Genomic DNA, 11,482 nt, shown 5'->3' on the forward strand with positions numbered 1-11,482 from the left:
TAAACTCATTATGGAACAGTTTATCTTCACTGTCAATTTGTATAGAAAAATATACTAGTAAAATTATTCATACTTGTCACATAAAATTAACGACTTTGATTAATCCCTCTCCAAATCATTAAAAAGACTTTCTAACTTAGCACAAAAATAATAGGAAGCTTTATAAATTGGAACCAATAATGAAAACTTCCTATTTCAATAATTCTTTTTTCTCTTCTTCTGATAGTACAGAAAAAAAGTCTGCTGTTTTATATGCCTCGATTGTGGCATAGTTCATATACTCTGCAACCTTTACATGGAGTATATCCTGTACTAATTCTGAAATTCTTCTATCTTCAGATGGTTTTTTCCACTTTTTATTCGTTAAATATTCCCACAGTTCATCTTCTTTAATAGTGTCATAGCCAAGTAATTGAAATTCTTCTATCTTGCTCGTTAATACAGGCTTTACTTGTGAACGATATTGGTCATAAATGTGTGTTGACGACATTAATATTCACTCCATTACAGTCATTTTATGCTTACTTTAATCATGAGCAATCTCTTTTATGAAAGCAACATTTTTTTGGGAATAGACTCTAATAAAAATAGACTCTTCTCCAATCAACACGTCTACTTTTTAAAAACCTTGTCATGCTTTGTCCACTCTGTTGCATATAGATAATTGTATAGTATTATTCGCTATTTGAGAAGGCAGGGAATAGAATGTCTAAGTTTTTAAAAGGTACAATGATTTTACTTATAGCTGGATTTATTACGAGAGTGTTAGGATTTATAAATCGAATCGTTATCGCACGTTTTATCGGAGATGATGGAGTTGGTCTCTATATGATGGTTTATCCTACCATGATCTTGGTTGTGACCATCACTCAACTTGGACTACCTGTTGCTATTTCTAAAAATGTAGCAGAGGCAGAAGCTGCCGGGAATTTCCGCAAAGTAAAAAGCATCTTAATTGTTTCTTTAAGTGTAACGTTAGGTTTAACTATCTTATTTACGCCTGCTTTATTTCTATTGGCTCCATATCTTTCCCAAACACTTTTTACCGATGAACGAACACTTTTACCACTTCTTGCGATTACGCCGATTATCCCAATTATTGCTGTGTCATCTGTATTAAGAGGGTATTTCCAAGGAAGACAAAATATGAAGCCTGCTGCCATCTCTCAAGTGATTGAACAAGTCATTCGGATTGCTTTAATTGCAACGTTTACAAAAGCATTTTTACCACTTGGAGTCGAATATGCTGCGGCAGGAGCGATGCTAGCATCGGTTCTTGGAGAACTAGCTTCTTTATTGTATTTACTTGCATCGTTCAAATGGAAAAAAAAATTTCATTTGCGGAAAAAGTTCTTCCAATATGTACATAATGGAAAAAATACTTTCCAGGAGTTAATGACGATTGCGTTACCGACCACTGGAAGCCGTATGATTGGAAGCATTGCATGGTTTATTGAACCAATTGTTGTCGCCCACAGTTTATCGATAGCAGGTCTCTCTGCCATAAATGCGACAAAACAATATGGGGTGTTAACAGGGTTTGCTCTCCCACTCTTAATGTTGCCCTCTTTCTTCACTCAATCGTTATCAACATCTCTTGTTCCTGCCATTAGTGAAGCAAAGGCAAATAATCAATATAAGCTGATTGAACACTTATTACAGCAGGCGCTCAAATTTACCTTTATGACAGGTGGTCTTGCCATCGTTGTGCTTTATGTATTAGCAGAGCCTTTAATGAGCATTATGTATGGGAGTACAAGAGGAACCTCTTTCATTCAAATAATGGCTCCATTCTTTATTCTTAATTATTATCAAGGCCCACTCCAAGCCGCTTTACAGGCCCTAAATTTCGCAAGAGCCGCAATGATTAATAGTTTTATTGGGGCGGCAGTTAAAACAGCGCTAATCTTTATTCTAGCAAGTCGGCCAGAGTTTGGGATATATGGAGTAGCGATTGCTTTGATTGTTGGGTTTGTCCTTGTTACTCTGCTCCATTTCGCCACAATATTAAAGACAATAAGTTTCTCTATTATTGTCAAAGATTATGTAAAAATGCTCCTTACTATTTCGTTAACAGCAGTACTTGGTACATTCTTAGTTAAAACCATTATATTTCCATCCATTCTGCTGCAATTGATTACTATTACAAGCATCATCTGTATCTTTTATGTATTATTACTTTTCCTTCTTCGTTTAATGAACAAAAAGGACTTAGCAAAAATCCCATGGATTGGCCGTTTTTTCTCTTAAATTTTTTTGATGATTTATTCCATCAGCAACCAGTGAGAATATACCTTCCACTGGTTGCTTTTTTATCCAAAATAGATATATTTGCTGCTATTTATCAATCAAATCAACATAAAATTCCCCATCTTGATAACTGCAAAAAGAGATATTTTTAATATGGAGAAAGCCTTTTTCTTTTAATTGCTGCCTTAGCCAAAGATTTGTTTTCCCCATTTTATCTAAATTACTTTCTTGAATAATTCCATCCATAATTAATGGAATTGTAATGGATGATTTATTGTTCTCTTTTTCAAATACAGATAATTTTCCTGATGTTTCTAAGATAGCAAATTCTACATCTGCTATATTACGGATATCCTTTTCTCTGAGCTGCACTAATAAGTCATCATAATTATATCGCTGGCTCCTCATCGCTGCTTCGTTAATTTCGCCATTTTTGATAATTAGGGTCGGTTCTCCCTCAATAAAATCACGCATTTTTTTACTTTTCAGGGATAAGAAAGCGAGAAGTACTTGAATAGAAAGAAGTATAAACATGGGAAACAGTGTTGGTAATAACGGGTCATGGTAATCCTCTATTGCAACCACAGCAATTTCTGCGATCATGATGAATACGACTAAGTCTAATATACTCAATTCCCCTATTTCTCTTTTTCCCATCAAACGAAAAATAAGAACGATTAGAGCATATATTAAAATCGTTCTAAACAAAATGATCAAATATTGGTCCACATTATCTCCTCCGATCAAACATGTTCCTTTTTAATCTGCTCCATAAGAAAAAAATAATACGGAAAATAAATGATATTGGTTTGCTAATCTCAGACGTTTAGAATGAAAAAAATCGACCTCAACCTATTGCTGTCTTCGCCTTCAGAATAAAAATGAGATATTAAGTATTTTTTCATTCTATTTTCTCTCATGCTGAATATGCTTGTACTAGAGAGCTTTTGAAAATTTTAGATGCAATGGAAAGGAGAGGTTTACAATCGAAGAGAGTAAACATGTTGGCAGTGCTGTTTTATACGGTCTAATTGCCATTTTCATTATGTTAATAACTAGCAGTTTGTTCTTTTCCCTATTATTAAGATTTACGTCAGTTCAAGAATCGTCTCTGCAATATATTATTACAGCCGTATCCTTTATCACTTTATTTGCAGGTGGTTTTATTTCTGGGGGAAAAGGGAAAGAAAAAGGTTGGTTTTTAGGCGGGGTTACTGGGATAATCTACTCCATTATCATTTTTTTGTTTTCCTTTTTGGGATCTGACCAACTATTTTCGATGGAGCAAACAATTTATCATGTTTGTTATACCCTTATTTGTATGATGGGTGGAATATTAGGAGTAAATCTTGCAAAAAATAATTAGCTAAAAACTGAATGATAAAGCAAACTTCTACAGTGGGGTTTTTCCCTCATTCCCCACTGATGGTTAGTTACATGATCTTAAAACTGTTAAGAGTTAGATAAATAAAGGCTGTTTTCGTAAAGTTTGTTGCGATTACCCGCAGCCGGAATACACTTCGCTTTCCGTGGGGCTCGCGCTGAGCCTCCTCAGCTTTCGCCTCCGGGGTCTCAGGCTGTCTCGCTAATCCCACAGGAGTCTTCGTGTATTCCGGCTACTCCATTTTTCCAACTAATTCTTTTTTCCTATTGAAAAACAACAATCCTTTAGAAAACAGCCTAAATAAAAAAGTGCAACCTTAGGCTATTAAGACTGCACTTTTTATCTTTATTATTCTGTTTTTTCTAATGTTGTACTAGCTACTGGAGCAGAAGACTCTACTACTTCACGAATTGCATTACGATCAAATGTTAGACGTGAGCCGTCTTTTGATTTTAATACAATCGTTCCTTCGTCAATTGCATCGATTGTGGCATGCATACCGCCAATCGTGACAATCTTGTCCCCTTTTTTCAGACTACTCTGCATATCACGCACAGCTCTTTGACGTTTTTGCTGTGGACGGATTAGCAAGAAATAGAATAATACAAACATTAAAATAAACGGTAGTAAACTTGCAAGTTGTCCCATCTATATTTCCCCTCCTTTCAAATTCTCTATTAAAAGTTTTTAGCGTTCGGTTTATTAAATCCATAACGTTCGAAAAACTCTTCTTTGAAATCTCCTAAACGGTCGTTTTTGATTGCGTCTCGGACATTCTCCATTAAGTTTAACAGAAAATATAGATTATGGTAAGATGTAAGCCTTATTCCGAATGTTTCGTCACATCGAATAAGGTGACGAATATAAGCACGGCTATAATTTTTACAAGTATAGCAGTCACATTCTGGATCTAAAGGTCCAAAATCTCTGGCATATTTGGCGTTTTTCACAACAAGTCGACCTTCACTTGTCATTACCGTTCCGTTTCTTGCTATTCTGGTTGGCAATACACAGTCAAACATATCAATACCACGAATAGCACCATCAATTAATGAATCCGGTGACCCTACACCCATTAAATAACGCGGCTTATTATCCGGCATTAATGGCGTTGTAAATTCAAGGACACGATTCATCACATCCTTCGGTTCTCCAACCGATAATCCCCCCACTGCATATCCAGGAAAATCTAATGAGACTAAGTCTCTTGCACTTTGTTTGCGAAGTTCCTCATATTCTCCACCTTGAATTATACCGAATAAGCCTTGATCCTCAGGACGATTATGCGCCTTTAGACAACGTTCAGCCCAGCGAGAAGTCCGTTCCACTGATCTCTTCATATAATCGTATTCTGCTGGGTAAGGAGGACACTCATCAAACGCCATCATAATATCTGAGCCTAGAGCATTTTGTATTTCCATTGCTTTTTCAGGAGAAAGAAATAATTTATCGCCATTTAAATGGTTGCGAAAATGTACTCCTTCTTCTTCTATTTTTCGAAAGTCACTTAAACTAAAGACTTGAAACCCACCAGAATCCGTGAGTATCGCCTTATCCCAATTCATGAATTTATGAAGCCCGCCAGCTTCCTTTACAATTTCATGACCTGGTCTTAACCATAAATGATAAGTATTACTTAAAATGATGTTTGCTCCCATAGATTTTAAATCTTCTGGAGCCATTGTTTTTACAGTTGCTAACGTTCCCACTGGCATAAAAGCTGGTGTCTCAAAAGATCCATGCGGTGTATGTACAATGCCCAACCTTGCGCCTGTTTGCTTACAAGTTTTTATTAATTCATAACGTATTGCTGTCAAAGTATTTTCTCCTTCATATAAAGTAAAACTTCTATAGATTCATAATTTGCTTACTGTTTTAATCAAGATAAAACCATTTAACCAAAAGCATTAGAATCAACTATATATTCTAATGAATATCACCACGAAACTCAAGCAATTCATGAACCTTATCATTTTTTACTTATTGGATAAACATCGCATCTCCAAAGCTAAAGAAGCGATATCTTTCTTTCACTGCTGTCTCGTAAGCATGAAGAACATTTTCTCTTCCCGCTAGGGCGCTTACTAACATAATTAATGTTGATTTCGGTAAATGGAAATTCGTAATCATCCCATCAATCCCTTTAAATTCATAGCCAGGATAAATAAAAATACTCGTCCATCCGCTACTTTCTACAAATTCTCCATTATTTGCTGTTGCAATTGTTTCAAGTGTTCTCGTAGAAGTTGTGCCTACAGAAAGAATTCGACCGCCTTGTGCTCTCACTTTATTTAATAACGCAGCCGTTTCTTGATTTAGCTGATAAAACTCAGCATGCATTTCATGTTTATCTACGTCCTCGACATTAACTGGTCGGAAGGTGCCCAGACCAACATGCAAAGTAATAAATAAAATATGCACTCCTTTTTCTTTCAGGGCATCTAACAATTCAGTAGTAAAATGTAGACCAGCTGTTGGTGCTGCTGCAGAACCTCGTTCTTTTGCATAAACAGTTTGATAACGATCTTGATCATCAAGCTTTTCCTTAATATAAGGTGGCAATGGCATCTCGCCAAGTTGATCCAAGATTTCATAAAAAATGCCTTCGTACTGAAAATCAAGAATACGACCACCGTGCTCTAATTCTTTCACACAAACTGCTTTTAACTTTCCTTCTCCAAAGGTAATAATGGTTCCTTCTTTGACTCTTTTCGCAGGCTTGACAAGCGTTTCCCATTTATCATTCTCTTGCTGTTTCAGCAAAAGAACCTCAATATGTGCTCCTGTATCCTCTTTTTCTCCATGCAATCTTGCTGGCAATACCCTAGTATCATTCAGTACTAGACAATCACCAGGATTAATATACTCATATATATCTTTAAATTTGCGATGCTGTAATTCACCAGTCACTTTATTTACTATCATTAATCGACTACTTGTGCGATCCTCTAAAGGAGTCTGTGCAATTAATTCTTCTGGTAAATGAAAATCAAATAAATCTACTTTCATGTCTGTCCACCTATTCTCTTTCATGCAATCATAATGTTAGCGAAATTTCCCTATTAAATAAAATACCAACGATAAAACGATACTAATTACAATACAAGTTGTAATAGGAAAATAAAAAGTCGAATGTTCTTTTTTTATCATAATGTCACCTGGAAGTTTGCCAATTGGAACAAATTGCATGATTAGTCCGATTAAAAATACAATTCCTCCGATGATCATGATATATTTAGAAATTTCATTCATCCTTCTCGTCCTTTATTTTATTTATTCTTTTATTTCTTCATATTTTATTAAATTAATCAGGCTTTATATGTAAATGCTCATAAACAAGGTGGGTAACAATTCTCCCTCTAGGAGTTCGTTGCAAGAAACCAATCTGAAGCAAATATGGTTCATACACATCTTCAATCGTATGTGATTCTTCTCCAATTGTTGCAGCAATTGTTTCTAGTCCGACTGGACCACCTTTAAATTTATGAATCATCCCTAGTAATAATTTATGGTCAATATGATCCAACCCTAAACGGTCTACTTGCAGAAGTTCTAGGGAATCATCCGCCAACTCTTTGGTAATCACTCCATCCCCCTTTACTTGTGCAAAATCTCGCACTCTTCGTAAAAGACGATTAGCAATTCGAGGTGTCCCCCTTGATCTTCTAGCAATTTCCCATGCAGCAAGATCCTCTATCCCAATTTGAAGAACTTCTGCTGTTCGTGAAACAATGTCCTTTAATTGTTCTATCTCATAATATTCTAATCTTGATAAAACGCCAAACCGATCTCTTAGTGGTGCAGAAACTGAGCCGGCCCTAGTTGTTGCTCCAACAAGAGTGAATGGAGGCAAATCTAGCCGAACCGAACGAGCACTTGGCCCTTTACCAATTACAATATCTAAGCAATAATCTTCCATTGCTGGATATAAAACCTCTTCTATTGCTCGTGGCAATCGATGAATTTCATCAATAAACAACACATCTCCTGGCTCTAAAGCAGTTAGAATTGCAGCTAAATCGCCTGGCCTTTCGATTGCTGGTCCGGCAGTTGTTCGAATGTTAACTCCCATTTCATTCGCAATAATTGTTGCAAGTGTTGTTTTACCCAAACCAGGCGGGCCATATAATAATACATGATCAAGGGCTTCTTCTCTATATTTAGCCGCTTCAATAAATACTTTTAAATTTTCTTTTACTTTGTCTTGACCAATATACTCTTGTAATTGAATTGGCCGTAGACTTTTTTCAAATGATAAGTCTTGAGTATCTGCTTCACCTGAAATAATTCGATCATCCATAGCATTCACTCCTTTCCTAAAGATAGTATCGATTTTCAACAATCTATTAAGTTTAAACTAACTTACCTTTTTAAAAGAAGCTTTAATGCCAGCTTAATATAACCATCTGTTGTCAATTGTTCCTTTTTCAAATGCGGAATAATTTTCTTAACCTCTTTTTCTGAATATCCAAGTGCAGTTAAAGCAAGAATCGCCTCATCCATCGCTGAATCACTTTCTGCTTTAGCCACATGCTTCTCTACTGTAAATAAATCTGGAGAGAAATCTGGCATAAAATCTGCTAACTTGCCTTTTAAATCCAAAATCATTTGTCTTGCTGTTTTCTTCCCAACTCCTGGAAACTTCACTAGAAATGCTTCATCCTCTGCTTCTATTGCAGATATAACTTGACTAGGTTCTCCAGATGCGAGAATAGCCAACGCTCCCTTTGGACCAATTCCAGAAACATTTAGAAGTTTTGTAAATAATGCTTTTTCATCTGGAGAACGAAAACCATATAAGCTAATATTATCTTCTCTCACATAATGATATGTATAAACAGTAATCTTACTTCCTGAAAACGGAGAAAATGAAAATGGATTAGGGGTTTTAATCTGATAACCAATTTCATTATTTTCGACCACGATGTATTCTGGGCCAACAAACTCTATATTTCCTTTTATATATTCGTACAAAATACTTTCTCTCCCTTATAAAGACAACTTCCATCAGCGGTGATCTTACTGCCCGTTAAGTGTGAAATAAATCCTAAAACTTATTTTATCATACTATTTTACAGAACTGCTATTATAGATGATTTTCATAATATTCTATCAAAAAATAAAAAAACAGTGACCAGAATCGACACTTTTTCTGTGCTTCTTCTGTTCACTGGTGTAATTTCTTAATTAGAAGTTTCAATTGTTGTTAAGTTTTTAAAGGTTTCAAGTACCTTTACATAACGATCTCTTGATTTAATTGGAATCCCCTTTTGTAAATCTTCCTGCTGTTTCGATTCCAGTTTTTTCAGATCAATTTGGAAAAACGACTGAATTATATTCTCCTTAGCTGGTTTTCCATTATAAATGGTTAAGATCCCCTCTTCATTAATTCCAAAATAACCATTTGCTTTTAACAACGGAGATATGTCATCAACCTCTTGTTTAAAAACAAGTTCCTTACTCCCCATATCTACTAGTTGCCATTTATCATACTTTGACCAGAAATCTTCCATCGACCACACTGTTTCTTCCACTGTTTCTTCACTCACTTCTCCATCTAAATAAATCCTTTTCAATACCACTTCCAATTTTTTAGGATTTTCATTTTGAGAGACGTCGCTTCCACTCTTTCCATAAACTTGCCCGTTGGATAAAAAGACAACAAGTATACTAACAAGAAGAACAGTTGAAAATAAAAGGAATCTGGTTTTCATTATAACCACCTCTTTACATTACTCACAACAGCAAACGTTATTTCCAAGGAAATAGGTTACTGTCAATCTAAAGTCTGGTTTTAAAACAACCTTACTCTCTATTATTCTCACCATAAATAATTATTTCATTCCTAATTTATAGCAATCTTATTTTAATGTTTGATTCGTCTGTCCCTCATTATGTTTAATATCTTCTATAACGAAACGAATTCCTTGTGCAACGGAAACTTTACAATGCCATCCCAATTGCAATTGTGCCTTTCTTGCTGAAATTCTGTTTTTCTCTCCTTCTTCCATGGCATAAAAGGTATCATCTTTTATGGCAGATTGAATGATTGCAACAACTTCCTTCATAGAAAACTTTTCTTCAGGACAAATATTAAATACTTCATTTTCCCCCTTATATATACTGGAAATAATCGCTTCGATTGCATCACTAATGTACAGCAAATGTTTTTTCTGCCCATCGTCATCAAATATAATAGGGGGACGATTTTCTAAAACCTTTTTAATCGTTGCTTCCATCATCCCTTCGTTCTGATTATGTATAGAAGGTTGTCCATAAACAATGGGAAATCTTAAAATTGTGTAAGAAAGATTATAAAGTGTATGGTATGTTTGAATATATTTCTCCTCAATCTTCTTCGAAAGCCCTTCAAAAAGAACCGGTTGTAACGTCATCTCTTCTGTTATATTTCCTGTTATATCTCCATAAACGGCAATGCTGGATGGAAAAATGATTTTATTTACCTTTGCTTGCACACATGCTTCAAGCACTTCAACCGTACAAGCTATATTTTCTTCGGATTGATCAAAAGAATCTTTTATACTGTTTGAAGTAATTGTTTTATTGGATAGATGAATCACACAATTAATTTGCTGCATCATCAACAATTCCGCTAATTCCCTAGAGGTGGAGAAAGTGTAGACATCACTATTTCCAAGAGATGAACATACGCTATTTTCCCTCTGGTGTTCAGCAGTTATATAATGAATCTTTTTATTTTTAAGTTCCTCCATTAGAGCATATTTCATTTCATTCTCTTGTCCACCTGTGATTAACACTCTCACTATAAATCCCTCCACCATTTAGCTTTTCGCAAACAGTTCTTTATAACGAATAAATATTTCATTATAAAGCATAACTCTTTTTAACAGTAAATTCAACGAAAAAATTCATTATATAGAACATTTTTCTAATAATTGCTAATTCGCTTCCTTTAATAAATTATTTATGCGTTATATATGGGGAGTTATCCATTTTTATATGTTTTTTATAAAGAACAAATAGAACAAAAAACTAACTTCGAGCAAGACATTGGTTTCACCCGAAGTTAGTTTTTGGTAATTATCTATTATCTCTTGTTGGGTTCAAATCACGGAAAATATTTTCAATATTGTTGGTAATCGTTTGCTGTGGCTGACCATTTCGAATCGAACGATTGATATCCTCAATACTTGTGAAAATTCCTCTATCTGTTACAACTGAAATATCTCTTCCATTTAGAGAATCATTTAGTTTATCTTTTACATTCGCTTTTGTTTTATCTACATTCTTTGTATTTTCTACTTCAAGTGCAACTAATACATTGTCTCCATAAACGATTGAACGTGCATTTTTAACATTATCTATTTTAGCAACCGTATTAGATACTTTTTGAGCTAGTTTCGTATCATAAGAAACGCGTTCATCTCGATCATTTCTATTGATATTATCACGATTAACATTTCTATCGTTTACATTTCGAACGTTTACGTTGTTTCTGTTGTTAACGTTACGAACATTTACATCATTTCGATATCCTTCATCCCCATAGGTATGGTCCATTATTTCGGTAATAGGACCATCGTTATCTGTTGTATATCTATTACCATTATTTACTTCATGTTGTTCATTTGAGTAATATCCAATCGGTCTAGCATTATTCACACGATTTTGATCTGCAGTTTGATCCTCGTTTACACCACAGCCTGTTAATCCAAAAGTTAACGTCAAAAGAACTGGAGCGACTAATTTATTTTTACGCACAGTATTCTCCCCTTTATTTAAATCTAGAGCAAAACTTTGCTCTCTTTTATCTTCTACTGTTAGGAGAGAATCATAACTGTAAAGTCTAGCCATCCTCTTTAATCG

Annotated in this window: 13 protein-coding genes; 2 read left to right on the plus strand and 11 right to left on the minus strand. The window is 34.9% G+C overall.

Annotated elements, in window-relative coordinates:
* Nucleotides 1-190 precede the first annotated feature (190 nt).
* Nucleotides 191-490: a post-transcriptional regulator gene (locus NST60_RS23665; RefSeq protein ID WP_016201674.1), complete on the minus strand. Its 300-nt coding sequence runs from the start codon at nucleotides 488-490 to the stop codon at nucleotides 191-193.
* 215 nt (nucleotides 491-705) lie between these two features.
* Here NST60_RS23665 and spoVB point away from each other — a divergent pair, with 215 nt between their 5' ends.
* Nucleotides 706-2,250: a stage V sporulation protein B gene (spoVB, locus tag NST60_RS23670; protein WP_016201675.1), complete on the plus strand. Its 1,545-nt coding sequence runs from the start codon at nucleotides 706-708 to the stop codon at nucleotides 2,248-2,250.
* An 87-nt stretch (nucleotides 2,251-2,337) separates the two neighbouring features.
* On the opposite strand, the gene NST60_RS23675 is transcribed toward spoVB, so the two are convergent.
* Nucleotides 2,338-2,979: a DUF421 domain-containing protein gene (locus tag NST60_RS23675; protein ID WP_016201676.1), complete on the minus strand. Its 642-nt coding sequence runs from the start codon at nucleotides 2,977-2,979 to the stop codon at nucleotides 2,338-2,340.
* 256 nt (nucleotides 2,980-3,235) lie between these two features.
* Between NST60_RS23675 and NST60_RS23680 the strand changes: the two genes are divergently transcribed.
* The gene (locus NST60_RS23680) at nucleotides 3,236-3,616 is read left to right on the plus strand and encodes a TIGR04086 family membrane protein (RefSeq protein ID WP_040342744.1); all 381 of its coding nucleotides are present in this window, start codon (nucleotides 3,236-3,238) and stop codon (nucleotides 3,614-3,616) included.
* 366 nt (nucleotides 3,617-3,982) lie between these two features.
* Here NST60_RS23680 and yajC read toward each other — a convergent pair whose 3' ends face one another.
* The 9 genes from yajC to NST60_RS23725 all read right to left on the minus strand — a co-directional run bounded on the left by yajC (nucleotide 3,983) and on the right by NST60_RS23725 (nucleotide 11,470).
* Nucleotides 3,983-4,282 (minus strand): preprotein translocase subunit YajC, encoded by a 300-nt coding sequence (gene yajC, locus NST60_RS23685; RefSeq protein WP_016201678.1) that lies wholly within the window; start codon nucleotides 4,280-4,282, stop codon nucleotides 3,983-3,985.
* Nucleotides 4,283-4,311: 29 nt separating this feature from the next.
* Nucleotides 4,312-5,451, minus strand: a complete 1,140-nt coding sequence (gene tgt / locus NST60_RS23690; protein ID WP_016201679.1) for a tRNA guanosine(34) transglycosylase Tgt — start codon at nucleotides 5,449-5,451, stop codon at nucleotides 4,312-4,314.
* 163 nt (nucleotides 5,452-5,614) lie between these two features.
* Nucleotides 5,615-6,643 (minus strand): tRNA preQ1(34) S-adenosylmethionine ribosyltransferase-isomerase QueA, encoded by a 1,029-nt coding sequence (gene queA, locus NST60_RS23695; protein ID WP_016201680.1) that lies wholly within the window; start codon nucleotides 6,641-6,643, stop codon nucleotides 5,615-5,617.
* Nucleotides 6,644-6,679: 36 nt separating this feature from the next.
* Nucleotides 6,680-6,886: a DUF2905 domain-containing protein gene (locus NST60_RS23700; RefSeq protein WP_016201681.1), complete on the minus strand. Its 207-nt coding sequence runs from the start codon at nucleotides 6,884-6,886 to the stop codon at nucleotides 6,680-6,682.
* A 52-nt stretch (nucleotides 6,887-6,938) separates the two neighbouring features.
* On the minus strand, nucleotides 6,939-7,934 hold the full coding sequence (gene ruvB, locus NST60_RS23705) for a Holliday junction branch migration DNA helicase RuvB (protein ID WP_016201682.1): 996 nt from the start codon (nucleotides 7,932-7,934) through the stop codon (nucleotides 6,939-6,941).
* 62 nt (nucleotides 7,935-7,996) lie between these two features.
* Nucleotides 7,997-8,608 (minus strand): Holliday junction branch migration protein RuvA, encoded by a 612-nt coding sequence (gene ruvA / locus NST60_RS23710; protein ID WP_016201683.1) that lies wholly within the window; start codon nucleotides 8,606-8,608, stop codon nucleotides 7,997-7,999.
* A gap of 209 nt (nucleotides 8,609-8,817) precedes the next feature.
* Nucleotides 8,818-9,348, minus strand: a complete 531-nt coding sequence (locus tag NST60_RS23715) for a BofC C-terminal domain-containing protein (RefSeq protein WP_016201684.1) — start codon at nucleotides 9,346-9,348, stop codon at nucleotides 8,818-8,820.
* Between the two features lie 147 nt (nucleotides 9,349-9,495).
* Nucleotides 9,496-10,419, minus strand: coding sequence for an NAD-dependent epimerase/dehydratase family protein (locus NST60_RS23720; protein WP_341100524.1), 924 nt, complete (start codon nucleotides 10,417-10,419; stop codon nucleotides 9,496-9,498).
* 277 nt (nucleotides 10,420-10,696) lie between these two features.
* On the minus strand, nucleotides 10,697-11,470 hold the full coding sequence (locus tag NST60_RS23725; protein ID WP_341100526.1) for a YhcN/YlaJ family sporulation lipoprotein: 774 nt from the start codon (nucleotides 11,468-11,470) through the stop codon (nucleotides 10,697-10,699).
* Between the last annotated feature and the right edge of the window lie 12 nt (nucleotides 11,471-11,482).

The sequence above is a fragment of the Niallia sp. FSL W8-1348 genome (assembly GCF_038006745.1).
Lineage (GTDB): Bacteria > Bacillota > Bacilli > Bacillales > Cytobacillaceae > Niallia > Niallia alba.

Bases quoted from the DNA above. Each gene is read 5' to 3' on its own strand.
- NST60_RS23665 (WP_016201674.1), bottom strand. From the start codon at position 490: ATGTCGTCAACACACATTTATGACCAATATCGTTCACAAGTAAAGCCT.
- spoVB (WP_016201675.1), top strand. From the start codon at position 706: ATGTCTAAGTTTTTAAAAGGTACAATGATTTTACTTATAGCTGGATTT.
- yajC (WP_016201678.1), bottom strand. From the start codon at position 4,282: ATGGGACAACTTGCAAGTTTACTACCGTTTATTTTAATGTTTGTATTA.
- queA (WP_016201680.1), bottom strand. From the start codon at position 6,643: ATGAAAGTAGATTTATTTGATTTTCATTTACCAGAAGAATTAATTGCA.
- NST60_RS23700 (WP_016201681.1), bottom strand. From the start codon at position 6,886: ATGAATGAAATTTCTAAATATATCATGATCATCGGAGGAATTGTATTT.
- ruvB (WP_016201682.1), bottom strand. From the start codon at position 7,934: ATGGATGATCGAATTATTTCAGGTGAAGCAGATACTCAAGACTTATCA.
- NST60_RS23715 (WP_016201684.1), bottom strand. From the start codon at position 9,348: ATGAAAACCAGATTCCTTTTATTTTCAACTGTTCTTCTTGTTAGTATA.
- NST60_RS23725 (WP_341100526.1), bottom strand. From the start codon at position 11,470: ATGGCTAGACTTTACAGTTATGATTCTCTCCTAACAGTAGAAGATAAA.